Here is a 24,418-nt window from a genome sequence, read left to right as displayed (position 1 = left end):
ATTTTTGGTCTGAAAGGCTTATTTTTGCATTTCCCCATATCAGCCCATCATGTTTCGGTATATCTCTGCTGCCTCATCCGTCGTTAGCCCGGTGGCATCGGCCAAACCGGGTAATTCTGGCGGCTTCGGCGTTGTAATCTCCATCATCAAGGTTTGTGGCACCTTTATCCCCTCAGCCTCAAGCAACTGTGCAGCCTCCAGAGCGCTATATTTCCCGGCAACCTTGTGTTTCATCACTTCACGCAGAACATCGCGTTGTCGCTCTTCCTCGCTATAAACACTGGTGCCAAGTCCAAGCGATTTGGCAAATACCGCGACATCGTTGTGTGTTGGCAGAACATCTTCGACTGTGGTCTTCACACCATCGGGAGAAGTGGTTACAACCTTTCTCTTACGAACGTCCAGGCTCTTACCTGCAACGTGGTTAATTTTCTCTCTTAGAGCTTCCCGGGCTTCGGTAAAAGCACGTTCAAATTCGATATTCTCTTTACGCCAGCGACGGATCGTCGTCTCATCCACACCTAAGCGCTGCGCAACCATCCGGTTGCTGATCTTGCTGCGGGCTAGTGCCATATCCATCACGATACCGACGTAGGCTTTTTTGAAGCTTTTTTTAGGAGCCATACGCCCGCCTAAGTCAAGATGTTTATTTTTTGTTCAAAATCAAATTTCTCCGATCCGTGTGCGGCGTATCACGCGAGAATTTCTGGCTTGCAGGCCGCACCCTCTCTGGTGCCAAGTGCGGCATATCAAAGGGGTCAAAAATGCGGCATATCCTTTTTTTCGGGAAAACTGCGATTTAATGCCCTGAGGCCGCGAAGAATGGGAAGATAGTGGATCACCTTACTATTTCCATTATGCGGTTAACTCAGTCCAGATCCATGTCAACCGGTGCACAGAAAAGATGCCCGTAAACGTCAATCGTGGTCTTGATATTCACATGCCCGATAAGCCGGGAAACATGCGTAATATCGACGCCTCTTGCAGCCAGGCGGGAAACAGCAAAATGCCGTAGGTGGTGGAATCTTTTTATTCCATGGGACAAAAGTGTCCTTTGCAGCACTCCTTGCGTGCCATAATTGATGGAGAGTGGAGCACCGTTAAAACTGTTTGCGACCAGCGGTTGAGACGTTCCGAACAGTTCCACGTCCAGCAAAGAAAATAGTTCTCTCGGCATTCTTACCTGCCTTTCTACACCGCGTTTGAGCCCATCACGAATTACACCATCAACGATATGTCGCCGGATCTGGATAATTTCCGGGGAAACATCCGCATAAGTCACCGCCAAAGCCTCGCCGAGGCGCAAACCGCAAATCCCAAGCCAACAAGCAATTCTTTCACGCCTTGGTGCTGTATCAAGTAATTGCCTCACTGTTTCCCTTGAAGGGATAGTTATTGGCCGACGGCGCCGACGCACAGGACGATCCACAGGGTTGAAATTGATGAGTCGCTTTTCTTCCAGAAGAAAAAATGCCGAGCGAATCCATCGGTGGCAGCCTGGGCGAACTGAACCTTCTATATCCCTGTGGTTTATATCGAGAACGTTTTTTTCCAGTATCGGGCCGTTAACAGCAAGGAGATCGTGACGGCATTTGGTATAGGATGAAAGGCGTATGATGTTTCTTTCTAGCTTGTTGACCTGATAGCCAAGAAAAAACAGGATTAATTTACGAAACGTCCATGAGTGGTCTATTCCACTCCATTTAGCTGTCCGACAGTCAAGTTCAATATTCTGTTTTTGCCAAAAAATATGGGCAGCATCATCGATGTTCTCAAAAATACGTCGGCGGCCATGCCCGGATTTATCATCACGCCAGTGAACGTAATATTTTGATTTCAGGTCTGCGCCAACGGAATGTTTAATTGACGCCATGAAGAATATTCCTCTGTAATGCAGGGATTAAGTAAATGCGTAACTTTTTGAAAAGGCTATCAAGCGAAAGCCTTTGCAAAATTTTATAACTCACATAACGAAGGTCACTTTAGTCTGAATCAACCTGCGAATAAGTCGATCTGCTTCGCGCTCCATTTCGTCAATGATTTCTTGTGTCAGTTGCTTTCTACAATATTTCCATTCCATCTGAGCGAATACCTGATTCACCTGTTCATTCTTAGGAGAAATAATTTCTACGTTCAAGCGTGCCATGGTGTTTCCTTTTAGGTGTGAGCCTGTCGCACGGGAAAACCGCCCGATAAAGCGGAATGCCCCAGGCTCACTACTGAAAGATATCGTTAGGCTGCGCGTGCGAGGCGCATAAAAAAGCACCGCTTATGCGAGGCCATATCTATTTAGTTAATATGCTAATTGCGTACCGGATACTTATGATTTTTTGATGTTCTCGAAGGTAGCATTTACCATTTGCTTGCCGAAATCACCCATATTTTTATACATCATTTTTAAGAAATTCACTGTATTAGCTGCAGGCCCATCAAATTTCCATTTGCAACCATTGAAAGTGCAACCAATTAAATTAAAAGGTAACATTCCCTTATATATTATCTCGCAGTTCTGGAAGGTACATAACTCATAATGGTTACCATCCAGCTCAACTGTGATATTTTCAAAAGTACGTGAAATATTTTTATTCATGACAACTCAAACCCTTGCGATGTGTCGGAATCCTGAACCTCATTACCGCTAATTTTCCCATTAGCCAGCATGAAACCATTATCATTATTGAAGTCGCTTGGGGCATAGAGTGCAACATGATTAAAGTTCAGCGTCACAAAAAAAGCAGCCACAAGCCCTGCGGGGAAAATCATTAAAAACCAAATATATATACCCTGTTGCGGCTCATTAAGAAACGGCAACACTAGGTTCGCAGATATTTCAACTATACCCGCAAAAATCCCGATGATTGTTAACGGGTTTTTTATGTGGTTCATCGTCGACAACATCTATCCCTCCCAAACATTCATGGGTGGATTATATCAGCAACTTGTAAAGAGAGCATTATCACAGGCACTCAGTGAATGCCTGCTGTAATGCCTTACCCAACCACCGGGCCGGACGTGCTTGTTGCGGTGGAATCTGGAGAGGCTTCCGCGTCTGCCTGGAGTTGTTTAAGCCTGACTTGTACCAGAGCCTCAACCTTATCGGCTTCGGCCTTTGCCGCCGCTGCTGCTTCCTGCGCTTTCGTTTCGGCGTGAGCTTTGAACCAGTCACGGATTTTTACCCAGCCACCAGCAATTAACAGCAGTGCCGATACGGCGGACGAGAAATACAGCAGAAAACTTTCATATACCGTCATTTAGTTTTTCCTTGCCTGATTTGTTCAGCCTGCCGGATGGCGGCCAGTTGGTTGTTTGCTTTCTCTATCGCAGCCAGCAGAGGTTCTATCCAGAGAACGGCCTGGCAGTACGTCAGTTGGCTGGAGGGAGTGGGGGCACTACCGGCTTTGTCAGTTCCGGCGGTAGCGGCGTGCATTGCCCCGGCACGTAGACTGTTCGTGTAGTTGAGCAGCCCGTCAGCAACGTAAGCAGGCACAGGGTAATCACACGTTTTTTCACGGCGGAGTATCTCGCGGTATTCGATAACAGTTGTTTCTGCCCTGGCGTCCACGGCGGCATTAGCATCCACCGTACCGGAGGCCAGCGCGCTGAATGCCTGACTTTCTGTGGCCTGCAACTGAATGACTTTGGCCTGTAGCAGGACGTTTGCCTCTGCCGTATCGGCTCTATTGCTGTTGTTCTCGTATCGATAACCGAGAAGCACTCCAAGGCCAGCCACCAGCAGGATCAGGAATACGATGATGCTGGCGCGTGTTTCGGCGCTCACTGGTCTATCCCCCAGCACGCAAGCGCACTTTCCTGGTCTCGACGTTCAATCTGTCCGTAGCAATTGTTGGAACGTACCCGGCAATCTTTGCCGCCGTCTTTAATCCACCAGCGAATAGCCTCACATGCCCCTTTACGGTCTCCAGCATTGATGCGCTGGTAGAACGTTGATGGGAAGCATTTGCCAGGGCCAATGTTATACGGGCAAAACGAGGCAATCCCGGCCTTCTGCGGTTCAGTTAGTGGCGCTTTGATATTTCGGTCTACCCATGCAAGCGCCTTGTCACGCTCGATGGCGTTTACCTTCTTGCACTGTGCTTCTGTTGCACGCTGGCCTTTAACTACTGGCTTACCGTCAATGACCGTTACGCCGTGACACAGTGACCAGACGCCACCCGGGTCAACAACGGCTACAAGTGCGTTACCTTCTTTCTCGCTGATGAACTGATCAAACAGTACCGGCGCTGATGCCCCCGCGGCGATGAGAGACAACATTGCCGCGCTAAGCTTTGCCCTGTTTGCCATCACTCACCCCTGGCGGCTTTGCGCCGATCTTCTTTGATTTTGAAATACAGATTGGTCAGATACGTCAGCAGACCAAACAGGACGCTCGCGAGAACACCAATAGCCGCCCATTGTGAGGGCGAGACTTTATCCAGTAGCTGGAGCACCCAGAACCCTCCGTTTGCTCCGGCAAAACCGTAGCTCACACCAGTTGTGATTTTGTCCATTCGATACATACTCCACCTCCGCTTTTGGGAAGTGCTGTGTGGAAGAGGGAGAAATAAAAAAGGCCCACTCGCAGGGAGCAGGCCTAAAGAGAAAAATAACAAAACAGAGAATACTGTGGTGCCGGGTGCCTCCCGGTGAGTCTTTGGTCAGCCACCGTGACTCGCGTTAGCTAATGAGACCGTAGTGGAAAACCGGTACTGTTTACGCCCCTCCGCACAGGGGGATTCACCACCTCAACAATGTAAAATTGCCAATACCAATTCGTCAATGAGTTAAACTCATCGTCCAAACAAAGCAACAGCCTTAGCCATAAAAAAAGACCTGCCACGGGACAGGTCATAAATCAGGGTTATCTCTATATTTGTTATGCATAATTCCAAGTATTCCGAAGGTGCAGGACTGTTGCGTACCGTTGGTGTAAGTTACAGAAACAGCAACCTGTCTTACACACCCCGCAAATCTGGATTTATTACAGAAATACATTACCACGGGTATAAAAGCATTTCACCAAAATTTAGCTTTGTACATTTTCGTGATCTGATCCACATTTATCGGGCGTTAACAGACATATAACCAGACGTGTTGCTGTATTTCACAGGTAGTGTACGGTGTCGTCACTTCCTGTTTTTTTTCATAACATTCCACACTCCCCCCATACAACAGGGGATTTTTGTGCAGTATTATTTTTTAGCTTTATAAGGTCGGTACCAGCAGACCACCAGCATGACGATGGAAATGCCCAGCAGAGCAAAATCCATCAGTACGCCAGCCAGCCGCCAGGCAATAAACAGAGACACGATAAAAAGAGTCCACCAGCCAACGCGCTTAATCATTTGCTGCCCAGCACGCGGGACAGGTTTTTGAGCAGCACAGTTGATGCGGTTTCCAGCATGTCATCACCGGCATCAGTGTTTGCGACCACCAGCGTTTTAGTACACGGCACTTTCACTTTTGAATCACTGAGCCAGCCAGATTCAGTGACCGCCTTTTTCAGCTCATAAACCGCTTTGCCGTTTGGCAACTTATCGTCGACGCTCCAGCCATTCATGCTGATCATCGTCAGGCCGCTGCCCTTCTGGTTTACCGACTCCAGAAACTTATTCGTGCGGTCTGGTGCTGACACCCACAGGAACGCGTCATATTCCCCGGTAGTGACTTTTGCCAGCGAACGAACGCCGCCTTTTGCGTAGGTCTCTACTTTCGCGTAATCCTTTTCGAGGGACTGGAGATATTGCCAGGATGCATAAGAACCGCTGGCAGGTTCACCCACGGCGATTTTAATGCCTTCTTTCAGATCGCTTTCGCTGCCGACCTTCCCGCCGTCTTTCACGGCCACAAACACGCATTCATCGCCCAGCTCGCCGATGATGTCGACCTTCTGAGCTTCGTTACCGTGTCGGCTGCGCCAGAACTGAAATGCATCAGCCTGGGTGAAACCGATCTGCGCTTCGCCGCTGGCGACTTTATCAAGGTTGTCCAGTGAGCCTTTGCTCGGGACTACTGTCGATTTATAGCCATATTCGCTTAGCGCACTGGCGAGGTTCACACCATACACAGCGTTGTACGTTAAGCCCTGCTGCCCGGTGGTGATCGTGATGTCAGCGGCTGTTGCTCCAAAACTGGAAAACAGGAGAACCGCCGCAATAGCGGTGAATGATTTCTTCATGGGACTTTCCTTTAAGGGGTGAGCCAGTGCCCAGGGAGAGTACGCAGAGAGTCAGACTCCCTGTGGCTCACCTCTGTAAAGGCTCTGCGGTTTGATGTTTGCGTCGGCACAGACGCGGGATGGCTTCGGCCGCCGGAGCAATCACAACCAGACCAGTAGAGGGAACGGTCCAGCGACCAAAGAAGGCGGCCTCTGCGCAAGCGCCTGACGGTTGGGTAATGAGCCGCCGTCAGTGAGGCCTGAATACGAAAAAAGGCCCGCCGAAGCGAGCCTTAAATTTGGTGGTTATTCGTTTCAGACGCACGAACCCATAATTAGAAGCATACTAGACAACTTCGGACAAAATCAAGCCCTACGTTTCGAAAATGCTAAATATGCTCGCTATCGTGTGACACGTTCAAATTCTCGCGCTGCATTGTTCTCGCCCGCGTTGCACACATCCACCAGCGCTTCATAGAATGGCTTCCAGTTCCTTGTCCACGTTCTGACATGGAGGTCAGGCACGAATTTGAGGATTGCTTTGTGAGCCACTGTGGACGGCGTGACCGTAAAACCATTACCACTACAACGCTCACAGACCTTGAATACCGGCGCCCCCTTTTCTTTTGTCGCCTTGCGGTCGAGCACCTCGCCTTTTCCGCCACAGCGGCAGCGTGCGCTTAACTGGCCCTTGCCGTCGCAAGCTTCACATTTGGCCGGGACAATCTCCGTTACCTCTGTCCATTGCTCCCAGTCTGACGGATGAACAGCGCGGGAGCGACTGGCCCAGTAAGGCGCTTTCCCCCATGGGTAGGATACTTTACGCGTGACCTGCGTCGCGGTGGTTTTCCCTGTGCCGTTGCAACGGAGGCAGGTTGCTGTGCTGGCCGCCGAGCGTGAGTATTCTGCGAAAGCGAATTGCGCGAGCAGCATCATACAGTTTCCGAATTGCCCACCAGCAGCTTTGCGAACGTTCTTCGGCGCAGCCTCCATTGCGTATCGTGCCAGCGCCTGAACCGCCAGTTGCTCATCAGACCTGCTGACCCCAGCTTTTCCGAGGAATGCTGCCAGGCCGAACCGTGCGCGGCTGCTGGTGGCTCCAAACGCATACATGATATCAGTGCCGTTAAGTCGGTCGGGTGAGGTGCTCTTCGTATCATCATTGATGAGCATTCCCTGAGGGCTGAAATGTTTGAGACCTGATTCCATCTTCATGCGGCCACCTGCTGTTTTTTGGTGAATACCAGTTCTCGTACCTGATCGCCGTTCTGGAGCATGTCATTGAAATCTCCGTTATCGGGCCAGCGCACGCTGACTTTCAAAAGGTCGTTTTTTGCGAGCAAATTGGCATGGGCGCACTCGAATGCCGCTGCCTGGCCCGTCGCCGAATGCCTGTCCATATCAGCAAAAACGACAAGGTGTTTTACCCCGGCCGGTGCGCGAAATTTCTTCATGAAGTTACTGTTCATTACCGCCCAGGTATTCACGCCATAAATCTGATAGCAGGAGAGTGCCGTCTCGATACCCTCAGCAATACCGAGAGTCGAGGATACAGGGAACATGCGGATAGCCACAGAGCGGGCGTATTCGAGATAGTTCTCTTCCTGCATGGATTTCTGGCGTTTGGCACTTTCCCCGAGTGGCGCCTTATGTTCGCCCTCCAGTAACGTGCGGTGCAGGTAACACAGTTCACCCTTGTCATCCGTGGCAAGTGCATAAAGCGCCTGATAGACCTTACCTGCGTGACGCTGCTTATCGCAGAACCTGATGGCATCTGCGGGGAGTCTGGTAATTCCACGGTGTTGCAGATAGCCAGCACCCGCAGTGCCTCGTAACGGCGCCAGCTTTGCAAACTTACTGATGGTACGCTGGCGTAATCTGGCGGCTGAGCTGTGTACCGGAATCTTTTCGTGACGGTAATCGTTACCAATGATCTGATCCACTTCCGTACTGATTGCGCTGAAACTCTTCCCCTGAGTTTTAACCAGCAGTGACATACCATCACCACTACCACAGACACAAATCCATGACCCCGATCCGTCTCTGTCATCGACGCGGTATTTTCCACGCGCACCGCACACCGGGCATTCACCCTTGAAATGGTTTTTACCCGTAACAGGCGGAAGCCCGTAATATTCAAAAATCTCTGACCAACGGCCTTTTGCTGCTTCTGCTGTTTTCACGCGCTTTTTCTCCCCAACATGCTGCGGATATCTGCCACCTGATGTTTTGCTCTGATAATTTTTTGTGTTTCCTCTGCGCAGCCGGCAGGCGACCCGGCTGCATTCTGTGCGGATTTCTCCCGGCCTTTAGCAAAGGCGATACGTTTGTGTTTTATGTAGTTGCTGACGTCTGGCGTGATCTCCATAGGAAAGTCACTAAGACCGTTCGGCCACTCGTTGAATTTGTCGCGGAAGGTATGGGCACACCAGCCATCGCTGACGGGCTTACCCATCGATGCGCGCTGACGCTGGTAGAACTTGATCTGACTCCACCAGAACTGTTTATCGGATTTGGTGTAAACCTTTTCGCCCTTTTTGAGCTTTTTGATATTGCGCTGCGTGTCGGTCTGCACGTCTTCGCCTACCAGAGGTTTGAACCCGCATTTAGGGCAGACGTATACCCCGGCAGGCTTCATGAAATGGCAATCCGGGCATTCTTTCGGTAGCTTCTCTTCCCGATCTTCGGTTGCCCGGGCTGCTGATTCTTTCATGCCGTCGCTTTTAGATGGCAGTTCGTCATATTCGATAGCATCCGGGAAGCCGAGGCGGTGAACCGTTCCGCTGTGATCAAATATCAGGCAGGCACTTTTTCCAGGTGCTGTGCGAAGTCCGCGACCAATTGCCTGTAGCCAGCGGATCTCGCTCTTTGTCGGGCGGGCGTAAATAACGCAGCGCACATCACTGTCGAACCCGGCCACCAACACACCGACACTGACGATAATTTTTGTGGCGCCCGTTTCGAAACGGTGGATCATCACCTGCCGTTCATCGTGAGGGGTCTCGGCTACCATGACTTCGGCACTAATGCCCGCTCTTACAAACTGCATGGTAACGAAATTGGCATGATCCTTATCGACGCAGAACGCCACGGTTGGAAGGTCGCGACCATTACGCAGCCAGTTGTCCACGATGTCGCCCACCAGGTCTGATCCGCACATGATTTCTGACAACTGGCTTTCGTTGTAGTCGCTGCCGTACTCCTCTGATGAGGACGTTTTTATGCCTTTCAGATCGGGCTTTGTCGGTGCATAGAACTCAAACGGACTCAGATCTCCCCGCTGGATAAGTTCGCTGATAGTTGTAGGTTTTATCAGTTGTTGGTAATAGCGTCCCAGCCAGGGAGAGAATGGCGTCCCGGAGAGACCTATGACCTTTACCCCTGTCTCAGTGGTCAGCCGCTCAATTTCTTTCAGAATGCCGCGCTTACGGAGGTGTGCTTCATCAATAATCAGCAGATCAATATTCTGAGGAAAATCCCGACGGGTAAGCGTGTCTGCGCTGGCAATCTGAATCAGACGATCCGGGTCGATCTCGCTTTTCTCAGCCTCGGCCCAGACGAGCCCGATATCAGCAGCATCCAGTCCATAACTGACAAAACGGCTGGCAGTCTGACGTAATAAGACGGTATATGGAGCGACGAACAGAACACGTTTACCACGACTGACATGACCCGCAGTGATGAATGCTGCCAGGCCGGTTTTACCGCTACCAGTTGGCGCGTAGACCATGAAGGAGTTATATGCCTTCCAGCCAAGGCGCAGCATGCTCAGTCCGCGTTCCTGTGCGAAATTGGGTTTGATATTCAGCATCACCACCACCTTCTAAATCCACTATTCCAGGAAGAACGATTCCCGATCTGAGTTGGTTATGGGTGCGTACCAGATAACTAGTACAACGCCGTTTTAAACCATGTCTCTTAGATCGGTACCCACCTAACCTATGGAGTTGTCTGTTGGAAAAGGATGCCTTCCCTTCCCTAACACCCATCTCCCCCCTTACCCCCCTCTTCCCTCTTCCCCATCTCATGTACTCGCAAACTGGTACAAAGATAAAAAACAGACAATCGAAGAATCAGCCCACCAACACCCGGGATCTTTAAGCCGACATGCAACCAGACGCCTTTAAGTCCGGTTATCCTCAGTCCCGCTTACTGCGTTCCTGCCAGGGGCGGCTCCACCGTGTACCCCTGAATTGCACGCCCGTGCGTTCTTACAAATTTGCGAAGCTGTGTATTGGCCTCATGCCTTGCCCGGTTCTCCTGCCGGAAAGAAACAGGCTCAACCTCAAATTCAACTTCATAAACTTCCGCGTATCGCTGAGCGACTTTCCGCCTAAGCGAAGGTGGCAGCCGGAGCAACTGATCCTGAATCCACTCCGCATCTGCCTGGCTGTATCGAGCGGGCATTTCGACGTGACGGAAGTCTTGTGACATGTCACGCCTCTTGCGAGGTAGAACGACGACCGTTTATTGCAGCATCAAGGATTTGCTTTTCGGTGAAGCGACCATTCGATGCCTCAGCAATCGCTTTTGCTAAAAATGTCTCTCCCGTAAAGTCACTACGGGGTAACGTTTTCTTCTTTTCCCACTTATAAATTTGCCTCACCGTCCTGCTGGTTGCTTTCGCAACAACCTCAAGACCAACTTCTCTCAAAATGGAAGGAAAGTCTGACATACCATTGCCTCAAATTGAACTTTATGTACAAAATAAACTGAATCGAATGTTCAGTCAAATTGTTATAGGGTGTACACATGGTTCAAATGGACAAAGTGCGTGAAGAATTTGCTCAGCGGCTAGCACTGGCCTGTAAAGAAGCTGGGCTTGATGATCATGGTCGTGGCATGTCTATAGCCAGGGCTCTTAGCGTCTCCGCAAAAGCGGCCAGCAAGTGGCTTAATGGAGAGTCGATACCGAGACAGGATAAGTTAAATCAGTTAGCAAATTTCCTTCACGCCGATCCTATTTGGCTACAACACGGAACCAATTCAGAAGGTTCCAACGTGGAATATGCCGGACAGGTAAAAACAATGAAGACCTATCCTCTAATAAGCTGGGTAAGTGCGGGGAATTGGTATGAGGCTGTTGAAGCCTATAACTTAAAGAGTATTGATGAATGGTATGAGTCAGATATTCATATAGTAGGGGAAGGATTCTGGCTTAGAGTTCAAGGTGACTCCATGACATCACCCGTAGGCGTGAGCGTTCCTGAGGGCATGATCATCCTTGTTGATACTGGGAGAGAGGCCATTAACGGGAACCTAGTTGTGGCAAGGTCATCACGAACAAATGAAGCCACATTCAAGAAGTTGGTTAATGATGGCGGAAACTATTACCTCAAACCCCTCAACCCTGCCTACCCAATAATCCCACTCAATGGCGAACATTCAATCATTGGTGTTGTTGTCGAAGCCAAAATAAGATTTGTTTAAAGCCCCGCCTCAACCACAAAAGAAAGCTGACTTTTAGTCGGCTTTTATTTTCTTAAAAATCAGACGATTAACTTTAGGTTCAATATTAAATTCTCAATTTTGAACATTTAGTTCTTGACCAATATTGTACATTTGATTCAAACTTATTTCATCGGCAAACAACGGAGCCAATGAGATGAACATGTCGGAATCGGAGTTCAAGCAGTTTAATTCAGTTGCGGAGAATATTTTGCAAGCTGAACTAGTGTGTGCCCTTTTGGAAGATCACCCCCACCAGTTAACAGACATAGAACTTGGTGCTCTGGCATCACTGGTGAAAAAACTAGCTGGTGATGCTTATGTTTACATGAGCACGGTAATTCATCAGCAGGAGAATCAGAAATGAAAACTCCCGAAGAAATGCTCAATGATATTGCCGCTCAGATTTCCGAGGGTAATACGCTACTTGAATATATTTATAAAAACACCGATGAAACTGATAAGAAAACAGATAGTGCAATAGCCTGTCTGATTCGGTCTCTCGATAAAACCCGTGAAACAGCTTACGTATATATCGAAGAACTGATGAAAAATGAAGTCTCAGTATCGCCCCCCCCACGAAGGGAATAGTTCTGATATTGCAGACGATGTTTTTTATGCAACGCTCAGCGCTGCAAAACTCAGGGAGCTGGTTAGCGTATATAACGAGTCATACTTTGCAGGTAAGGATGGCGATGACCCTGATTGCTTAATGGCGGCCTTGATATTCGACAATGCCATTAAGACGCATGAGTTATTGCAAAAAATCGAAACAAAGCTGAGTTAATCAAATCATCTTAATTTAATTTCGCCTTAAACGGGCGGGGCTTCCTGCAACCTGAAAACAGGATGGAGCGAATATGACTTTCATCAAAGACCAGTCAGCATATAAATCAGCGTGCATGTATGCAGCCTGCGGTTATGAAGTAATTGCGCGCCTTTTTCTTAAGAAGGCTTATGGGGTGTAATCATGGCTAAAGAATCTGAATTACAAAGAGCTTCCCTGTCGGGATATAAATTATTCGCCTTACTTAAAGTCGCGGCCTTTGCTGCTGATGAGCTTGAAGAGAGTGAGGTAAAGGCATTATTCGAACTAGCTTATGATTTATCGGTTCCTGTCAGCACTTTCTTGCAACTCATTGAAGAGGAGACAGTTAACAATGGTCAATAATAACAGCACAATTGAAACGGTCCGCGATACTGCTGATAACTTATATCACTTACTGGATTTAATGTTTTCTCAGTTTAAAGAAATGGAACCCGGTCAAGCAGAATCTCTTATTGGTCTGAGTTACGAACTGGCTTGCCAGATTTCCTCATGGACAATTGCAGAAGAGAAGCGGCGCAATGGATAAAATCAACCTGATTGAAACACGCCGCCGTCATTTAGTGCTGGCGAAACTTGATTCCGTTATGCGCAGAACGGGTGGAAACATTCAGATGGCAAAACTGGATAATGGCGAGCTATTTCCGGTTGAATTATCCGAGGAATTATTAACGAAAGCGTTAACAAAACTCTTCGAAGGAATGATTTACGACACGCACAGACGCGCCGAAGCGGAATCCATTATTTCGGAGCATTACGCCGACTGTATGGGCAGAAGCAAATTAACGCCTGATGCCGTTTATTTCATGGATGCGTTAATTGAAACCCTGGCCGAAGAAGCGATGAAAAAACGGAGGCTCCAGAATGCATGCTGACCAGAAAACGTTTGTGCGCGACGGCGTTTCGATTCCGTTACCAGTGCGGACAGTTGACCTGCACGTCTCCCCGGACTTCTCCGGTCGCGTACTGGTGTACCTGCAAGGCGGCCTGGTCTCTGAACGCCGCCTTACTGACGACGAGATGATTCTCAGCCTGGACGGGTTTATCGATCTGGCCCGTAAGTTCGGATGGACTGTTACCCCCCCAGCACGGATTAACGGGAGATACCTGTGGCACTGACAGCAATACGCATTCCTGAGTGGGTGCATGAACAGGCGGTTTTCGTTCTACGCCAGTACAGAAACAAACGGGTTCACCCTTGCCGTATGCATCGCTCAGGAAATCTGAGCCTTCGGGTTAACCGGCGCTGGCGGCTGCTGTCACGCGACGGCGGCCAAAGCTGGGAAGTTATGTCACACGAACGCTACTCCAAAGTTAAGGACAGAAAATGAACGATATCGAAAAAGCAAAAATTAAACGCCTGGTTGCCCGGCTAAAAGATCTGAGCGAACGGGATGGCTGCAGCGTTCCGTCATGGATGCTGGACGAAAATCGTTACGGTAATAGCTCGCTGACCGCCGCAGAACAGCAGGAATGGGCTGAATCCGTTTGCGCCCACATGCGCGGTTCCGTAGCGCTTCTGTACCTCATTGAATGCGGTAAACGCTTTGGGTTTCGTGAAGGCGACTATGTATTCCGGGATGGCGGGACGGCCCTGGGTCTTACTAGAGAGCTTATCGAGAACGTTTTGATTAAGTACGTTGAAGAAGACCTTATCCGGTACAAACCAGCGGAACGCTATATCGCTGTTTACCAGTTCTACCACGCCAATGACCAGCGCCTGAGCGAGAACGGGCAGTCATGGTTTAACGAATTCCTGGACGAAATATTCACCGATGTTGCAGGTCGCCTTCGTGCGGGTAAAGACCTGCCAGTTAAACCAATGGCGCATTAAGGAGAGGCGGCAATGTCAATGAAAACTGAATTAGCGACTGTCGCAGCACGTGACCTGCAACACATTGAGTATCGCGGTCAGCGTGTGGTGACCACTGAGCAGATGGCGGCGGGGTACGGTACGGATGAGGTTAATATTCGCAAAAACCTGTCACGTAATCTGGATCGTTTTGAAGAAGGCAAGCACTACTTTCTCTTAACTGGTTCAGAATTAAAGGAATTTAAGAACCTAGTACCTAAGAGCCACCTGGTTAGTAAACATACAAGCCAGTTGATTCTCTGGACTGAGCGCGGCGCGGCCCGCATGTCGAAAATCGTTGATACCGATCAGGCATGGGGATATCACGAATATCTCGTGGAGTTTTACTTTACCCAGCGTGACGCTATCCCTGCTCCGTCAACCCAGGTCGCTATCAGCCGTAAAGAATTAGCGTTGATGGTGATTGAGGCGGAAGAACGTGCGGAAGCGGCAGCGCTGGAAAACAAAACCCTCAATGCCACCGTTGAAAGCCTGGAGAAGCACTTCACCAAAGGCATGACCATTCCGGCATTCTGCAAAGCCCTGAATGGCGTCAACATCAACAAAATGATGTGGTGGGCCTTCGAGCGCGACTGGGTGTTCAACGAACAACGCGATCCGGAGAAAGACCCACGCTGGCGCGTCGCCTCCTATGCCCGCGATAAGTATCTGACGGAAGACCAGACACAAATAACACCGCACGGTAAGGACGCTTTTACGAAATTTACTCCGACGCTGCTGGAGAAAGGCTGCCACCGGCTTTACCAGTTGTACATGAAAGGTGAGTTGCCGATGAAAAAAACCTGGAATGGCGAATACAGCCATGACAAAGCGCTTTATACACCGGAGGCAAAATAATGACTGGATCAACCTATGAAGTCACTTTTATTGCCAACTATCCGGACGGCGACCGTTACCCGCTTAAATACGAGGTCGACGCCTCCGGAGTTGAGCAAGCGATTGAGTTGGCCACGGCTAAAGCCGCACCTCTCCACATCAGCAAAGAAAATCTGACCATCATGTCAGTTGTTCCTTACCTGTGCCCGCTGGCCACTGAAACAACAAACCGTGATGATCTGCTTAAGCCATGCCCTTTCTGCGGCAACCCACACGTAAGCCTCGTTGAAACATTGCGGGAATTTGATGGCGAAAGCACCTGGTTTGTGAACTGCGGTTGCTGCAATGCCTCACAGCTTCCGGACTGCAAGGAAGGTGCTATCCGGAACTGGAACCAGCGCAACGAGCCGGAGGTATGTCGTGGTGAATAAACCATTCTCGCAGCCCGCTAACTCATTACAGCTGGCTCACCAGCAGGCGCTGACATGGGTATGCGATGCATATCTGTTTCACCTGGTCAGCCTCCACCGTCGCCCTGTTTACCGTCACCAGCACGGTGATATTTCGCTGAACCAGCCAGCGCTACAGGGTTTTATTGACTCTTACCTCATCGATAAAGGATGGGACGCGGAACGCCGTCGCGCGCATTACATCAATATCCTGGATCTTATCAGGTATATGCACCGGAATAATTCCAGCTTCGTCGACTGGGGGACAGTTCCGTCCCTCACTCCACGCGGCATCCGCTGGATGAATGCCTGCCTGTCACGCCTGGGAGAAATGGTCAACAGCTATGGCGGATGGGAATGTTTCGTCAGTAAAACCGAGGGGGAGCCCAGTGGATATTAATTTCGACGATAAAGGCGCTGTGGCCACAATGACGATCACAAGCTCTGTGTTCGAGTTCCGCCGCCACAATCGCACGGTTGATACGGTGCTTTTCCGGGAGTCCGGGGTTATTCATACCCGAAGTGGCATTTTCCGGATGAATACGGTTATCTCTGGCCCGTCAAATCGCATGCTGCGGGCATACAAGGTTGCACTACAGGAGGCTGCACGATGAGCAATGGCAAATTTCCCACGTCCCCGGTCAGCAATGCCGCCAATTCCAGTGTCGGCGGCGGTCCACAGATGAACGGCATGACTTATCGCCAATTACTGGTGGCCCAGATTACACCGGTATGCGTGAATCATTTCCTGAATGATGTTGACTGGGAGGATTACGACGACATGGCCGGGTCAATCATGATGATGGTTGATGTAATCATTGCTGCTGAACGGGAAACATCAAAGTGAACGAAACAAATGTATTCGAACTCGTGAAACTTATTAAGGCAGCTAAGGGCGATCCGTCGGCCATTACTGACGCGATATGGGAAGCTGGATATCGTCAGCCAGAGCGCACAGCAGAGGAAGCGGCAAAGATAACTATTGATGTCTTTTTTCACTGTAATGCCTTTGGCATTTCGGCGGAATTCTGGCCGGATAATTACGACAGCATTTTGTTAGATCAATTGATGGCAGCAGTGGGAGGAAAGGATGGTGAGTTATTGGGGGGCGAACCTTCCGCCATTGCAAAAAGTGTAATCGCTGCTGGTTTTGCGAAAAAGGTATGAGGTGGGTATGGCTGATATTGAAATGATTACTGAAAAAGAAGTGATGGGGATTCTTAAGGTAAGCTCCAGAGCCACAATCTGGAAGTACACCGAATATCATAATTTCCCCAAACCAATCAGGACCCATCCCAAACAGTACCTTAAGGCAGAGATCGAGGATTGGATCCTTAAAGGCGGAATTAACCCGCGAGCTTCTTGATGTGCCAGAATATTTTTTCGGCGTAAAGCTCATAGGCGGCTTTCTGTTCAGCAATCCAGTCATGCTTATTGTAAACAGAAAGTACGCCGCCCAACTCATGCCCCAGCATCTTCTCAATTACGTGCGGGGCAACGCCCTCTTCTGACAATCGGGTAGCCAATGTACGGCGAAAGTCGTGTGCAGAAAACTCACCTATGCCAAGTGAAGATTCGATCCTGCCCAAAAATCTGTTTGCACCGGCAATGGTCATCGACTTTTTCAGATCAGGACCTGGGAAAAGTATGTTCCCGTATGTCATTTCGGCTTTCTTAAGCAGGTCATCGGCGGCGTCAAAGAGTGGCCTGCGAATGAGCTTGTTGGTTTTGCTCTTCTCCGCTGGTACGGTCCACGTGCCCTCTTCCCGGTTAAATTCACTTTTTACGGCCAACCTCATCTCACTATTTCTTGCTCCATAGAGCATAAGCAACTGGTGCAAAAGTCGGTTTGAAGTGGAGCCACGGCTCCGTTCTATAGCAAGCCAGATTTTGGCTAACTGGTTATAACTAAGAGTAACCTCACCTACTGCTGGCTTTACTCCAACATCCTTAGGCTGGATAAGCATAAGCTCTGTTGTGCTGATGAACTGCCGTCGAGTACACCAACCAATCGCCGATCGTAACTGGACCAGTAATTGCCTTGCGCGGCGTGGATTAATCCTTTCTTCCTCGGTAAACCGCTCAACCCACAACCTGACGGGGATGTCTTCAATCGGCACCCCTGCAAAAGCATCGCTCATATGCTTTATAACCGTGGACTTATAAAGCGCTTTTGTCTTCTCTCGTAGTGCAATTTCCACGTAATTTTCCTGCCAATAATTAATGCAGTCTTTTACCGTGGGCTTTGACTTTGTTTTGGCGGTACCGGATAGCAGGCGAGGATCTATCCCTCTATCGACCGATTCCCTTAAATCTGCAACCATGTTCCTCGCATCGCGAAGGGTCATGGCGGGGTAGCGCCCCAGACCTAGCCGGTGTTGCTTTCCATCCCACCGGAAGCGGAACTGGAAGCTGATAACCCCCTTAGGGGTTATGCGGATTCCGAGTCCATCTGAATCAGTAATTTCAGAAGGGCCGGAATATGGTTTACCATAGAGAGAGCGCAGTTTGGTATCACTTATAGCCATTCTATTTTATGTACTCAAATATTCTTGCAGTTATGTACTAACAATGTACTCAATATGGCATGTACGAAGACAATCGACAATATGCAAGCGCGTACAAAACAAGACATAAAAAGACTTTTAACAACTAAATACCAATAAATTTCATTAACATATGAAATAAAAGATGGACGAATGAAACCAGCACAAAACGAAGAAATACAGAGCACATTCCTCTTCCATGACTACGAAACGTTCGGTACCAGCCCCTCGCTGGATCGCCCCGCACAGTTTGCTGCGATTCGTACCGACGCCGATTTCAACATCATTGGCGAGCCGGAAGTCTTTTACTGTAAACCGGCAGATGACTATTTGCCTCAGCCAGAGGCCGTGCTGATTACCGGCATTACGCCACAGCACGCCAGAGCGAATGGCGTCAATGAAGCTGACTTTGCCCGTCGCATCCATGATCTGTTCACCGTCCCCAAAACCTGCGTACTCGGCTATAACAACGTCCGCTTCGACGACGAAGTGACGCGGAATATCTTCTATCGCAACTTTTACGATCCCTATGCCTGGAGCTGGCAAAACAACAACTCGCGCTGGGATTTGTTGGATGTGATGCGTGCCTGCTATGCCCTGCGCCCGGACGGTATCAACTGGCCGGAGAATGACGATGGGCTGCCGAGTTTCCGCCTTGAGCATCTGACAAAAGCGAACGGTATTGAACACAGCAATGCCCACGATGCCATGGCCGACGTTTACGCCACTATCGCCATGGCGCAACTGGTGAAAACCCACCAGCCGAGGCTGTTTGATTATCTGCTGAGCCACCGTAATAAACATAAACTGGCGGCCCTGATTGATGTCCCGCAGATGACGCCGCTGGTGCATGTTTCCGGCATGTTTGGCGCCTGGCGCGGCAATACCAGTTGGGTGGCTCCGCTGGCCTGGCACCCGGAAAACCGCAATGCCGTGATCATGGTGGACCTCGCGGGCGATATGTCGCCGTTGCTGGAACTGGATGCTGACGCGCTGCGCGAGCGCTTGTATACCGCAAAAGCCGAGTTAGGTGACAACGCCGCCGTGCCGGTGAAGCTGGTACATTTGAATAAATGCCCTATCCTGGCACAGGCGAAAACGCTGCGTCCTGAGGATGCTGAACGGCTGGGGATTGACCGCAAACAGTGTCTGGATAACCTGAACGTTCTGCGCAATAACCCGCAGGTACGCGAAAAAGTACTGGCTATCTTTGCAGAAGCCGAGCCGTTTGTGCCCTCTGAGAATGTAGACGCACAACTTTATAACGGTTTTTTCAGCGACGCAGATCGTGCGGCAATGAGCATTCTGCTGGAAACCGAGCCACGTAATCTCCCGGCGCTGGATATCACCTTTGTCGATAAGCGAATCGAGAAATTGCTGTTTAACTACCGGGCGCGTAACTTCCCCGGAACGCTCGATTATGACGAACAACAGCGCTGGCTGGAGCATCGCCGTCAGGTGTTTACGCCTGAGTTTTTGCAGGTCTACGCCGATGAGCTACAGATGCTGTCCCAGCAGTATGCCGACGATAAAGCGAAGCTGGCACTGCTGAAATCGCTCTGGCAGTACGCCCAGGAGATTGTGTAGCCGCCAGAGTGCGGGCAAATAAATATCCTCCGGCATAGCCGGAGGTTTTTCAGATGCGCCTGTAAGGCTCTGTTACCAGCCGCGCCCTAACAGGCGCATACGATCTGACATTTGCATCAAACTTCCTTACTTACGGCCCGTAAACGGGCTGCCCGGATAAGGGATCGACAACTGCTCACCCATTTTATCCTCTTCAAGCTGGTGCTTTATGTATTCCTGTATCTTCGCTGTGTTCTTCCCTACCGTATCCACGTAGTATCCCCGACACCAGAACTCCCTGTTCCTGTATTTGAATTTCAGATCTCCAAACTGCTCATAAAGCATCAGACTGCTTTTCCCTTTCAGATATCCCATAAAGCCGGATACGCTCATTTTGGGCGGGATTTCCACAAGCATATGGATATGATCTGCACAGCATTCAGCTTCCAGGATCCGTACGTTTTTCCACTCACACAGCTTTCTTAAAATGCTGCCTATCGCCAGACGTTTCTCTCCGTAGAACGCCTGTCTTCGGTATTTCGGCGCAAAAACTATGTGATATTTACAGTTCCATCGGGTGTGCGCTAAGCTCTTTTCGTCCCCCATCGGGACCCCCTTTTGATTTCTTGTTGAACTTTTGCAGTTGCCAGACCGCAAGCTGTTTTAACAAATCAAAAGGGGTTTTAATAACTGGCTTAAAGCTGAAAGCTTTCCGGAACCCCCAGCCTAGCTGGGGGTTTTCTATAGACAAAAAAACCGGAGGCCATGGCCTCCGGTTTTTTTATTCAGTCATTCGTTACTGCGCAATATCTTCGTACTGTGGCACCGGGTTGCGGAAACTTTTCGTCACGCAGGCCAGATAGACCAGACCGATCCCCCCCCAGATCAGGCCCAGAATCATTGAGCTCTGCTCCAGGTTAATCCACAGTGCGCCTACGGTCAGCGCGCCACAGACCGGCAGTACCAGATAGTTGAAGTGATCTTTCAGCGTCTTGTTACGCTTTTCACGAATCCAGAACTGCGAAATCACTGACAGGTTAACGAAGGTAAACGCCACCAGTGCCCCGAAGTTAATCAACGCTGTCGCCGTCACCAGGTCGAATTTAATCGCCAGCAGTGCAATCGCGCCAACCAGTAGCACGTTCCACGCCGGAGTACGCCATTTCGGGTGTACATAACCAAAGAAACGGCTCGGGAAGACGCCATCACGGCCCATCACGTACATCAGACGCGAAACGCCCGCATGTGCCGCCATACCAGATGCCAGAACGGTCACGCTGGAGAAAATCAGCACGCCCCACTGGAAGGTTTTACCCGCCACATACAGCATGATTTCCGGCTGAGACGCATCCGGATCTTTAAAGCGAGAGATATCCGGGAAGTACAGTTGCAGGAAGTAAGAGGCAACGATAAATACCAGGCCGCCAATCAACGCCGTCAGGAAAATAGCCTTCGGAATCACGCGCTCTGCATCTTTGGTCTCTTCTGACAGAGAAGAGATACCGTCGAAGCCGAGGAACGAGAAGCACAGGATAGTCGCACCGGTAATCATCGGCACCACGTGTGCGCCTTCGGACCAGAACGGACGCGTGCTGGTTAACGTACCTGCGCCTTCACCATGAGAGACGCCGTAAATGATCAGACCAACGATAACGGCCACAATGCCCATCTGCAGAATCACAATCAGGGTATTGAAGTTGGCCACAGTCTTGATACTGCGCAGATTAGAGATGGTCATAAAGGCCACCAGCGCGACAACAAAGATCCACGATGGAATAGAAGGCACCAGCGCTTCAAAATAGATTTTCGCCAACAGAATGTTGATCATCGGCATGAACAGGTAGTCCAGCAGCGAAGACCAACCCACCATAAAGCCAACCGCCGGGCTAATGGATTTCTGGGCGTAGGTGTATGCGGAGCCCGCAGACGGGAAACGGCGAACCAGTTTACCGTAGCTCAGCGCCGTAAAGAGAATGGCGACCAGCGCAAAGGCATACGCCGTTGCAACATGGCCGTCGGTCAAGCCAGAGACGATACCAAACGTATCGAACAGCGTCATAGGCTGCATATAGGCGAGGCCCATCATAACAACCGGAATCAACGTAAGTGTTTTACGTAATTCCACGCGAGAGGTCTTTGGAGTAGCGTTATGCGACATAGTTATCCCCTTTTACGGTGAACGCCAGCGCGTAAGCAAAAGATTGCCCCATTTCTTTATATTCCTCAGCGACAACGACTGTCGGTTTTTAGTAAATATCTATCCGGTACGAAGCCCGGCCTCTTGGATTGAATGACGTTTCTAAAGTGCAAAAAAATAACCGACGTCTTATTAACGTCGGTTAGTTTCAATTTTTTGCAGCGACATATTTTGCACCAAAGTGAGGCGTTTTGACAAGCCTGTGCGATGGCGCTCACAAAGCGGTAACACCTAACTTACTGAATTTAAATAATTCACTTTGAAGCAGAGCAAATTAATAGCACTTTTTGCTAAAATGTTTCTGCACTGTTTCAGGGAAATGACAGATTTCCCCCGTGTTAACGGCATTAAACTGTTTAAAATCAGTCCAGTGGCATGGTCATCGGATTCGGATATTCATACTCAAATCCCAGTTCGTGGCAAATGCGGTTACCGTCAACCACTTTCCCTTTTTCGCCGGGCGCAGAGTCGAGGAATTGTGGCTCAGGCAGGCCAAGCTTGCGCGCCATGGCCGGGTAAAACTGCGCTCGCGCCGGGTGCTCAGGTGCACATAAATTATAGATATGCCCGCCCTTCGGCGCCTGAAGCAGCAACGTGATGGCGGAAATAACATCCTCCAGATGGACCAGGTTGACCCCCTGTTGCCCGTCTGGCGCCGTCTTCCCGGCAAAAAAACGCCCCGGATGGCGGGCCGGCCCTACCAGCCCTGCCAGACGCAGAATATCCACCGATGTCCCCGGCAAATTATGCAGCCAGTCCTCAAGCTCTTTCAGGACTCGTCCACTCGCCGTTGACGGATTACGCGGTGAGTTTTCTTTTACTGTGCCGCTGGTGTCGCCATACACCGAGGTGGAGCTGGTAAAAATGATGCGCGGGATATGATAGGCCAGCGCGCTATCAACAATTTCCTGCATCGCCTGCAGGTAGAAAGCCTCGCCAGGACCACTGCGTCTGGCGGGCAAAGTGATAACCAGCGCGTCGACATTCATTAATTCATCCAGATCGTCTGGCTCGCAGAACAACTCCGGTTCGAGTTTCAGCACGTAGCTTTCAATGCCGCACATACGAGCCGCCTCCACGCCATCCTGAGTGGTTTTGCTGCCGGTGACCTGCCATCCACGCGCCGTTAATGACAGCGCCAGCGGCATGCCCAACCATCCTAACCCGACAATAGCGACCTTTTTCATGTGTCTCTCCCGACATTTCGCAGATTCCATTTTAAGGCTACGCCAGCCCGACGAAACTGACAATTCATAGAGCCAATATGAAATGATTTAATGATTAAAAAAAGCCCTTGCCTTTGGTGGTGAAAGTGGTTTAGGTTAAACGACATCAAATGAATAAACATTCATCGAGAATTTTATGACAGGCGTTCAATTTAAACTTCACCATCATCACCATCATCCTGACTAGTCTTTCAGGCGATGTGTGCTGGAAGACGTTTGGATCTTCCAGTGGTGCATGAACGCAAGAGAAAGCCCCCGGAAGATAATCTTCCGGGGGCTTTTTTTTGGACCAAATTCAGCAGGATAATGAGGAAAACAGAATGTTAGACAATACCCGTTTACGCATAGCTATTCAGAAATCAGGCCGCCTGAGCGATGACTCACGCGAATTACTGGCCCGTTGCGGCATTAAAATCAACCTGCACACACAGCGTCTGATTGCCCTGGCCGAAAATATGCCGATTGATATTCTGCGCGTGCGTGATGACGACATTCCGGGGCTGGTCATGGACGGCGTGGTCGACCTGGGTATTGTGGGCGAAAACGTCCTGGAAGAAGAGTTGCTGACCCGCCGCGCACAGGGGGAAGACCCGCGTTATTTCACCCTGCGCCGCCTTGATTTCGGGAGTTGCCGCCTGTCACTGGCGACCAACGCCGATGAAGAGTGGAAAGGCCCGGCGTCACTCGACGGCAAACGTATTGCCACCTCTTATCCGCACCTGCTCAAACGCTATCTCGACCAGAAAGGCGTCGCCTTCAAGTCCTGCCTGCTGAACGGTTCTGTTGAAGTGGCCCCACGTGCCGGTCTGGCGGATGCCATCTGTGATCTGGTCTCCACCGGTGCCACCCTTGAAGCGAATGGTCTGCGCGAAGTGGAAGTGATTTACCGCTCCAAAGCCTGCCTGATTCAACGTGACGGCGACCTGCTGGATGGCAAACAAGAGCTGGTCGATAAATTGCTGACCCGTATTCAGGGCGTGATTCAGGCGCGTGAATCAAAATACATCATGATGCACGCGCCAACCGAGCGTCTGGATGAAGTGATTTCTCTGCTGCCGGGCGCCGAACGTCCGACCATTCTGCCGCTGGCTGGCGATCAGCAACGTGTCGCCATGCATATGGTGAGCAGCGAAACCCTGTTCTGGGAAACGATGGAAAAACTGAAAGCGCTGGGCGCCAGTTCTATTCTGGTGCTGCCAATCGAGAAGATGATGGAGTAATCCACCTTACGATTCGCCCGGTGGCGCTATGTCTGCCGGGCCTGGACATCCAGGCCGGATAAGCGAAAGCGCCACCCTGCCTATAAAGGAAAACGAT

Annotated in this window: 40 protein-coding genes and 1 other annotated feature; of the genes, 19 read left to right on the top strand and 21 right to left on the bottom strand. The window is 50.1% G+C overall.

The window, feature by feature from the left end; genetic code table 11:
• Nucleotides 1-39: 39 nt before the first annotated feature.
• The 16 genes from ACS0RQ_RS09345 to ACS0RQ_RS09270 all read right to left on the bottom strand — a co-directional run bounded on the left by ACS0RQ_RS09345 (nucleotide 40) and on the right by ACS0RQ_RS09270 (nucleotide 10,829).
• Nucleotides 40-624, bottom strand: coding sequence for a hypothetical protein (locus ACS0RQ_RS09345; protein WP_317076834.1), 585 nt, complete (start codon nucleotides 622-624; stop codon nucleotides 40-42).
• A 244-nt stretch (nucleotides 625-868) separates the two neighbouring features.
• A complete protein-coding gene (locus ACS0RQ_RS09340) occupies nucleotides 869-1,873 on the bottom strand; it encodes a tyrosine-type recombinase/integrase (protein WP_317076836.1) in 1,005 nt (334 codons plus the stop codon).
• 90 nt (nucleotides 1,874-1,963) lie between these two features.
• Nucleotides 1,964-2,146 (bottom strand): hypothetical protein, encoded by a 183-nt coding sequence (locus ACS0RQ_RS09335; protein WP_317076838.1) that lies wholly within the window; start codon nucleotides 2,144-2,146, stop codon nucleotides 1,964-1,966.
• Nucleotides 2,147-2,320: 174 nt separating this feature from the next.
• Complete coding sequence (locus tag ACS0RQ_RS09330; RefSeq protein WP_317076840.1) at nucleotides 2,321-2,590, bottom strand: hypothetical protein; 270 nt, start codon at nucleotides 2,588-2,590, stop codon at nucleotides 2,321-2,323.
• A complete protein-coding gene (locus ACS0RQ_RS09325) occupies nucleotides 2,587-2,898 on the bottom strand; it encodes a hypothetical protein (RefSeq protein ID WP_317076841.1) in 312 nt (103 codons plus the stop codon). The genes ACS0RQ_RS09330 and ACS0RQ_RS09325 overlap by 4 nt, the downstream gene beginning before the upstream one ends.
• Before the next feature lie 92 nt (nucleotides 2,899-2,990).
• A complete protein-coding gene (locus ACS0RQ_RS09320) occupies nucleotides 2,991-3,251 on the bottom strand; it encodes a DUF1378 family protein (RefSeq protein ID WP_317076843.1) in 261 nt (86 codons plus the stop codon).
• Nucleotides 3,248-3,778 (bottom strand): hypothetical protein, encoded by a 531-nt coding sequence (locus ACS0RQ_RS09315; RefSeq protein WP_317076845.1) that lies wholly within the window; start codon nucleotides 3,776-3,778, stop codon nucleotides 3,248-3,250. Before ACS0RQ_RS09315 ends, ACS0RQ_RS09320 begins: the two co-directional genes overlap by 4 nt.
• Nucleotides 3,775-4,302 (bottom strand): lysozyme, encoded by a 528-nt coding sequence (locus ACS0RQ_RS09310; RefSeq protein WP_334634673.1) that lies wholly within the window; start codon nucleotides 4,300-4,302, stop codon nucleotides 3,775-3,777. The genes ACS0RQ_RS09315 and ACS0RQ_RS09310 overlap by 4 nt, the downstream gene beginning before the upstream one ends.
• Entirely contained in the window at nucleotides 4,302-4,517 is a 216-nt protein-coding gene (locus ACS0RQ_RS09305; protein ID WP_079498699.1) for a class II holin family protein, read from the bottom strand. Before ACS0RQ_RS09305 ends, ACS0RQ_RS09310 begins: the two co-directional genes overlap by 1 nt.
• A 672-nt stretch (nucleotides 4,518-5,189) precedes the next feature.
• Nucleotides 5,190-5,342 (bottom strand): hypothetical protein, encoded by a 153-nt coding sequence (locus tag ACS0RQ_RS09300; RefSeq protein WP_155033999.1) that lies wholly within the window; start codon nucleotides 5,340-5,342, stop codon nucleotides 5,190-5,192.
• A complete protein-coding gene (locus tag ACS0RQ_RS09295; protein ID WP_107224310.1) occupies nucleotides 5,339-6,175 on the bottom strand; it encodes a TAXI family TRAP transporter solute-binding subunit in 837 nt (278 codons plus the stop codon). The genes ACS0RQ_RS09300 and ACS0RQ_RS09295 overlap by 4 nt, the downstream gene beginning before the upstream one ends.
• Before the next feature lie 381 nt (nucleotides 6,176-6,556).
• A complete protein-coding gene (locus ACS0RQ_RS09290; RefSeq protein WP_103278841.1) occupies nucleotides 6,557-7,369 on the bottom strand; it encodes an antitermination protein in 813 nt (270 codons plus the stop codon).
• Nucleotides 7,366-8,337, bottom strand: coding sequence for a DUF7146 domain-containing protein (locus ACS0RQ_RS09285; RefSeq protein WP_317076854.1), 972 nt, complete (start codon nucleotides 8,335-8,337; stop codon nucleotides 7,366-7,368). The genes ACS0RQ_RS09290 and ACS0RQ_RS09285 overlap by 4 nt, the downstream gene beginning before the upstream one ends.
• Nucleotides 8,334-9,920, bottom strand: coding sequence for a DEAD/DEAH box helicase family protein (locus ACS0RQ_RS09280; protein WP_317077091.1), 1,587 nt, complete (start codon nucleotides 9,918-9,920; stop codon nucleotides 8,334-8,336). Before ACS0RQ_RS09280 ends, ACS0RQ_RS09285 begins: the two co-directional genes overlap by 4 nt.
• A 383-nt stretch (nucleotides 9,921-10,303) precedes the next feature.
• On the bottom strand, nucleotides 10,304-10,588 hold the full coding sequence (locus ACS0RQ_RS09275; RefSeq protein WP_317076856.1) for a hypothetical protein: 285 nt from the start codon (nucleotides 10,586-10,588) through the stop codon (nucleotides 10,304-10,306).
• 1 nt (nucleotide 10,589) lies between these two features.
• Entirely contained in the window at nucleotides 10,590-10,829 is a 240-nt protein-coding gene (locus tag ACS0RQ_RS09270; RefSeq protein WP_317076858.1) for a Cro/Cl family transcriptional regulator, read from the bottom strand.
• 77 nt (nucleotides 10,830-10,906) lie between these two features.
• Between ACS0RQ_RS09270 and ACS0RQ_RS09265 the strand changes: the two genes are divergently transcribed.
• The 16 genes from ACS0RQ_RS09265 to ACS0RQ_RS09190 all read left to right on the top strand — a co-directional run bounded on the left by ACS0RQ_RS09265 (nucleotide 10,907) and on the right by ACS0RQ_RS09190 (nucleotide 16,932).
• Nucleotides 10,907-11,584 carry a LexA family protein gene (locus ACS0RQ_RS09265; protein ID WP_317076860.1) on the top strand — a complete coding sequence of 226 codons (678 nt, stop codon included), beginning with the start codon at nucleotides 10,907-10,909 and terminating at the stop codon, nucleotides 11,582-11,584.
• Between the two features lie 175 nt (nucleotides 11,585-11,759).
• Nucleotides 11,760-11,969, top strand: a complete 210-nt coding sequence (locus ACS0RQ_RS09260; RefSeq protein ID WP_317076862.1) for a hypothetical protein — start codon at nucleotides 11,760-11,762, stop codon at nucleotides 11,967-11,969.
• Nucleotides 11,966-12,193 (top strand): hypothetical protein, encoded by a 228-nt coding sequence (locus ACS0RQ_RS09255; RefSeq protein ID WP_334634744.1) that lies wholly within the window; start codon nucleotides 11,966-11,968, stop codon nucleotides 12,191-12,193. Before ACS0RQ_RS09260 ends, ACS0RQ_RS09255 begins: the two co-directional genes overlap by 4 nt.
• A gap of 379 nt (nucleotides 12,194-12,572) precedes the next feature.
• On the top strand, nucleotides 12,573-12,773 hold the full coding sequence (locus ACS0RQ_RS09250; protein ID WP_317076866.1) for a hypothetical protein: 201 nt from the start codon (nucleotides 12,573-12,575) through the stop codon (nucleotides 12,771-12,773).
• On the top strand, nucleotides 12,763-12,957 hold the full coding sequence (locus tag ACS0RQ_RS09245) for a hypothetical protein (RefSeq protein ID WP_317076868.1): 195 nt from the start codon (nucleotides 12,763-12,765) through the stop codon (nucleotides 12,955-12,957). The genes ACS0RQ_RS09250 and ACS0RQ_RS09245 overlap by 11 nt, the downstream gene beginning before the upstream one ends.
• On the top strand, nucleotides 12,950-13,303 hold the full coding sequence (locus tag ACS0RQ_RS09240; RefSeq protein ID WP_317076870.1) for a hypothetical protein: 354 nt from the start codon (nucleotides 12,950-12,952) through the stop codon (nucleotides 13,301-13,303). Before ACS0RQ_RS09245 ends, ACS0RQ_RS09240 begins: the two co-directional genes overlap by 8 nt.
• Nucleotides 13,293-13,547, top strand: a complete 255-nt coding sequence (locus tag ACS0RQ_RS09235; protein ID WP_317076872.1) for a hypothetical protein — start codon at nucleotides 13,293-13,295, stop codon at nucleotides 13,545-13,547. The genes ACS0RQ_RS09240 and ACS0RQ_RS09235 overlap by 11 nt, the downstream gene beginning before the upstream one ends.
• On the top strand, nucleotides 13,538-13,759 hold the full coding sequence (locus ACS0RQ_RS09230; RefSeq protein WP_499079300.1) for a ParE family toxin-like protein: 222 nt from the start codon (nucleotides 13,538-13,540) through the stop codon (nucleotides 13,757-13,759). Before ACS0RQ_RS09235 ends, ACS0RQ_RS09230 begins: the two co-directional genes overlap by 10 nt.
• Nucleotides 13,756-14,262: a hypothetical protein gene (locus tag ACS0RQ_RS09225; protein ID WP_071196270.1), complete on the top strand. Its 507-nt coding sequence runs from the start codon at nucleotides 13,756-13,758 to the stop codon at nucleotides 14,260-14,262. The genes ACS0RQ_RS09230 and ACS0RQ_RS09225 overlap by 4 nt, the downstream gene beginning before the upstream one ends.
• Nucleotides 14,263-14,274: 12 nt before the next feature.
• Nucleotides 14,275-15,138 (top strand): ORF6N domain-containing protein, encoded by an 864-nt coding sequence (locus tag ACS0RQ_RS09220; RefSeq protein WP_071196269.1) that lies wholly within the window; start codon nucleotides 14,275-14,277, stop codon nucleotides 15,136-15,138.
• Complete coding sequence (locus tag ACS0RQ_RS09215; protein WP_249572940.1) at nucleotides 15,138-15,548, top strand: Lar family restriction alleviation protein; 411 nt, start codon at nucleotides 15,138-15,140, stop codon at nucleotides 15,546-15,548. The genes ACS0RQ_RS09220 and ACS0RQ_RS09215 overlap by 1 nt, the downstream gene beginning before the upstream one ends.
• The gene (locus ACS0RQ_RS09210; protein ID WP_317076878.1) at nucleotides 15,538-15,966 is read left to right on the top strand and encodes a hypothetical protein; all 429 of its coding nucleotides are present in this window, start codon (nucleotides 15,538-15,540) and stop codon (nucleotides 15,964-15,966) included. The genes ACS0RQ_RS09215 and ACS0RQ_RS09210 overlap by 11 nt, the downstream gene beginning before the upstream one ends.
• Nucleotides 15,956-16,180: a hypothetical protein gene (locus tag ACS0RQ_RS09205; protein ID WP_317076880.1), complete on the top strand. Its 225-nt coding sequence runs from the start codon at nucleotides 15,956-15,958 to the stop codon at nucleotides 16,178-16,180. The genes ACS0RQ_RS09210 and ACS0RQ_RS09205 overlap by 11 nt, the downstream gene beginning before the upstream one ends.
• On the top strand, nucleotides 16,177-16,413 hold the full coding sequence (locus ACS0RQ_RS09200) for a hypothetical protein (RefSeq protein ID WP_317076882.1): 237 nt from the start codon (nucleotides 16,177-16,179) through the stop codon (nucleotides 16,411-16,413). The genes ACS0RQ_RS09205 and ACS0RQ_RS09200 overlap by 4 nt, the downstream gene beginning before the upstream one ends.
• Complete coding sequence (locus ACS0RQ_RS09195; protein WP_334634752.1) at nucleotides 16,410-16,733, top strand: hypothetical protein; 324 nt, start codon at nucleotides 16,410-16,412, stop codon at nucleotides 16,731-16,733. Before ACS0RQ_RS09200 ends, ACS0RQ_RS09195 begins: the two co-directional genes overlap by 4 nt.
• A 7-nt stretch (nucleotides 16,734-16,740) precedes the next feature.
• Nucleotides 16,741-16,932 (top strand): helix-turn-helix transcriptional regulator, encoded by a 192-nt coding sequence (locus ACS0RQ_RS09190; protein ID WP_071196267.1) that lies wholly within the window; start codon nucleotides 16,741-16,743, stop codon nucleotides 16,930-16,932.
• Here ACS0RQ_RS09190 and ACS0RQ_RS09185 read toward each other — a convergent pair.
• A complete protein-coding gene (locus tag ACS0RQ_RS09185; RefSeq protein WP_317076888.1) occupies nucleotides 16,913-18,094 on the bottom strand; it encodes a tyrosine-type recombinase/integrase in 1,182 nt (393 codons plus the stop codon). The genes ACS0RQ_RS09190 and ACS0RQ_RS09185 overlap by 20 nt on opposite strands.
• Nucleotides 18,095-18,265: 171 nt before the next feature.
• Between ACS0RQ_RS09185 and sbcB the strand changes: the two genes are divergently transcribed.
• Nucleotides 18,266-19,699: an exodeoxyribonuclease I gene (gene sbcB / locus ACS0RQ_RS09180; RefSeq protein WP_499022537.1), complete on the top strand. Its 1,434-nt coding sequence runs from the start codon at nucleotides 18,266-18,268 to the stop codon at nucleotides 19,697-19,699.
• A 126-nt stretch (nucleotides 19,700-19,825) separates the two neighbouring features.
• Here sbcB and tnpA read toward each other — a convergent pair whose 3' ends face one another.
• From tnpA to ACS0RQ_RS09160, 4 genes are all read right to left on the bottom strand, one after another.
• On the bottom strand, nucleotides 19,826-20,284 hold the full coding sequence (tnpA, locus tag ACS0RQ_RS09175; protein WP_038918153.1) for an IS200/IS605 family transposase: 459 nt from the start codon (nucleotides 20,282-20,284) through the stop codon (nucleotides 19,826-19,828).
• 190 nt (nucleotides 20,285-20,474) lie between these two features.
• On the bottom strand, nucleotides 20,475-21,836 hold the full coding sequence (locus tag ACS0RQ_RS09170) for an APC family permease (protein WP_271850645.1): 1,362 nt from the start codon (nucleotides 21,834-21,836) through the stop codon (nucleotides 20,475-20,477).
• Entirely contained in the window at nucleotides 21,826-21,888 is a 63-nt protein-coding gene (yoeI, locus tag ACS0RQ_RS09165) for a membrane protein YoeI (protein ID WP_103245917.1), read from the bottom strand. The genes ACS0RQ_RS09170 and yoeI overlap by 11 nt, the downstream gene beginning before the upstream one ends.
• 349 nt (nucleotides 21,889-22,237) lie before the next feature.
• Complete coding sequence (locus tag ACS0RQ_RS09160; RefSeq protein WP_271850646.1) at nucleotides 22,238-23,062, bottom strand: SDR family oxidoreductase; 825 nt, start codon at nucleotides 23,060-23,062, stop codon at nucleotides 22,238-22,240.
• Nucleotides 23,063-23,237: 175 nt separating this feature from the next.
• Here ACS0RQ_RS09160 and hisL point away from each other — a divergent pair, with 175 nt between their 5' ends.
• Together hisL and hisG are read left to right on the top strand one after the other, a co-directional pair.
• A complete protein-coding gene (gene hisL, locus ACS0RQ_RS09155; RefSeq protein ID WP_103245916.1) occupies nucleotides 23,238-23,288 on the top strand; it encodes a his operon leader peptide in 51 nt (16 codons plus the stop codon).
• Nucleotides 23,264-23,387 (top strand) — a sequence feature (His leader region). It overlaps the preceding gene by 25 nt.
• A gap of 34 nt (nucleotides 23,388-23,421) precedes the next feature.
• On the top strand, nucleotides 23,422-24,321 hold the full coding sequence (gene hisG, locus ACS0RQ_RS09150; protein WP_041851935.1) for an ATP phosphoribosyltransferase: 900 nt from the start codon (nucleotides 23,422-23,424) through the stop codon (nucleotides 24,319-24,321).
• The last annotated feature ends 97 nt before the right edge of the window (nucleotides 24,322-24,418 follow it).

It is taken from the genome of Phytobacter diazotrophicus (assembly GCF_052061655.1).
Taxonomy (GTDB): Bacteria; Pseudomonadota; Gammaproteobacteria; order Enterobacterales; family Enterobacteriaceae; genus Phytobacter; species Phytobacter diazotrophicus.
Note: the sequence above shows the minus strand (reverse complement) of the source record. Positions and strands in the feature narration are given on the sequence as shown.

Coding starts and splice junctions, on each gene's coding strand:
- ACS0RQ_RS09345 (WP_317076834.1), bottom strand. CDS start 624: ATGGCTCCTAAAAAAAGCTTCAAAAAAGCCTACGTCGGTATCGTGATG.
- ACS0RQ_RS09340 (WP_317076836.1), bottom strand. CDS start 1,873: ATGGCGTCAATTAAACATTCCGTTGGCGCAGACCTGAAATCAAAATAT.
- ACS0RQ_RS09335 (WP_317076838.1), bottom strand. CDS start 2,146: ATGGCACGCTTGAACGTAGAAATTATTTCTCCTAAGAATGAACAGGTG.
- ACS0RQ_RS09330 (WP_317076840.1), bottom strand. CDS start 2,590: ATGAATAAAAATATTTCACGTACTTTTGAAAATATCACAGTTGAGCTG.
- ACS0RQ_RS09325 (WP_317076841.1), bottom strand. CDS start 2,898: ATGTTGTCGACGATGAACCACATAAAAAACCCGTTAACAATCATCGGG.
- ACS0RQ_RS09320 (WP_317076843.1), bottom strand. CDS start 3,251: ATGACGGTATATGAAAGTTTTCTGCTGTATTTCTCGTCCGCCGTATCG.
- ACS0RQ_RS09310 (WP_334634673.1), bottom strand. CDS start 4,302: ATGGCAAACAGGGCAAAGCTTAGCGCGGCAATGTTGTCTCTCATCGCC.
- ACS0RQ_RS09305 (WP_079498699.1), bottom strand. CDS start 4,517: ATGTATCGAATGGACAAAATCACAACTGGTGTGAGCTACGGTTTTGCC.
- ACS0RQ_RS09300 (WP_155033999.1), bottom strand. CDS start 5,342: ATGATTAAGCGCGTTGGCTGGTGGACTCTTTTTATCGTGTCTCTGTTT.
- ACS0RQ_RS09295 (WP_107224310.1), bottom strand. CDS start 6,175: ATGAAGAAATCATTCACCGCTATTGCGGCGGTTCTCCTGTTTTCCAGT.
- ACS0RQ_RS09290 (WP_103278841.1), bottom strand. CDS start 7,369: ATGAAGATGGAATCAGGTCTCAAACATTTCAGCCCTCAGGGAATGCTC.
- ACS0RQ_RS09280 (WP_317077091.1), bottom strand. CDS start 9,920: ATGCTGCGCCTTGGCTGGAAGGCATATAACTCCTTCATGGTCTACGCG.
- ACS0RQ_RS09275 (WP_317076856.1), bottom strand. CDS start 10,588: ATGTCACAAGACTTCCGTCACGTCGAAATGCCCGCTCGATACAGCCAG.
- ACS0RQ_RS09270 (WP_317076858.1), bottom strand. CDS start 10,829: ATGTCAGACTTTCCTTCCATTTTGAGAGAAGTTGGTCTTGAGGTTGTT.
- ACS0RQ_RS09265 (WP_317076860.1), top strand. CDS start 10,907: ATGGTTCAAATGGACAAAGTGCGTGAAGAATTTGCTCAGCGGCTAGCA.
- ACS0RQ_RS09260 (WP_317076862.1), top strand. CDS start 11,760: ATGAACATGTCGGAATCGGAGTTCAAGCAGTTTAATTCAGTTGCGGAG.
- ACS0RQ_RS09255 (WP_334634744.1), top strand. CDS start 11,966: ATGAAAACTCCCGAAGAAATGCTCAATGATATTGCCGCTCAGATTTCC.
- ACS0RQ_RS09250 (WP_317076866.1), top strand. CDS start 12,573: ATGGCTAAAGAATCTGAATTACAAAGAGCTTCCCTGTCGGGATATAAA.
- ACS0RQ_RS09245 (WP_317076868.1), top strand. CDS start 12,763: ATGGTCAATAATAACAGCACAATTGAAACGGTCCGCGATACTGCTGAT.
- ACS0RQ_RS09240 (WP_317076870.1), top strand. CDS start 12,950: ATGGATAAAATCAACCTGATTGAAACACGCCGCCGTCATTTAGTGCTG.
- ACS0RQ_RS09235 (WP_317076872.1), top strand. CDS start 13,293: ATGCATGCTGACCAGAAAACGTTTGTGCGCGACGGCGTTTCGATTCCG.
- ACS0RQ_RS09225 (WP_071196270.1), top strand. CDS start 13,756: ATGAACGATATCGAAAAAGCAAAAATTAAACGCCTGGTTGCCCGGCTA.
- ACS0RQ_RS09220 (WP_071196269.1), top strand. CDS start 14,275: ATGTCAATGAAAACTGAATTAGCGACTGTCGCAGCACGTGACCTGCAA.
- ACS0RQ_RS09215 (WP_249572940.1), top strand. CDS start 15,138: ATGACTGGATCAACCTATGAAGTCACTTTTATTGCCAACTATCCGGAC.
- ACS0RQ_RS09200 (WP_317076882.1), top strand. CDS start 16,177: ATGAGCAATGGCAAATTTCCCACGTCCCCGGTCAGCAATGCCGCCAAT.
- ACS0RQ_RS09190 (WP_071196267.1), top strand. CDS start 16,741: ATGGCTGATATTGAAATGATTACTGAAAAAGAAGTGATGGGGATTCTT.
- ACS0RQ_RS09185 (WP_317076888.1), bottom strand. CDS start 18,094: ATGGCTATAAGTGATACCAAACTGCGCTCTCTCTATGGTAAACCATAT.
- sbcB (WP_499022537.1), top strand. CDS start 18,266: ATGAAACCAGCACAAAACGAAGAAATACAGAGCACATTCCTCTTCCAT.
- tnpA (WP_038918153.1), bottom strand. CDS start 20,284: ATGGGGGACGAAAAGAGCTTAGCGCACACCCGATGGAACTGTAAATAT.
- ACS0RQ_RS09170 (WP_271850645.1), bottom strand. CDS start 21,836: ATGTCGCATAACGCTACTCCAAAGACCTCTCGCGTGGAATTACGTAAA.
- ACS0RQ_RS09160 (WP_271850646.1), bottom strand. CDS start 23,062: ATGAAAAAGGTCGCTATTGTCGGGTTAGGATGGTTGGGCATGCCGCTG.
- hisG (WP_041851935.1), top strand. CDS start 23,422: ATGTTAGACAATACCCGTTTACGCATAGCTATTCAGAAATCAGGCCGC.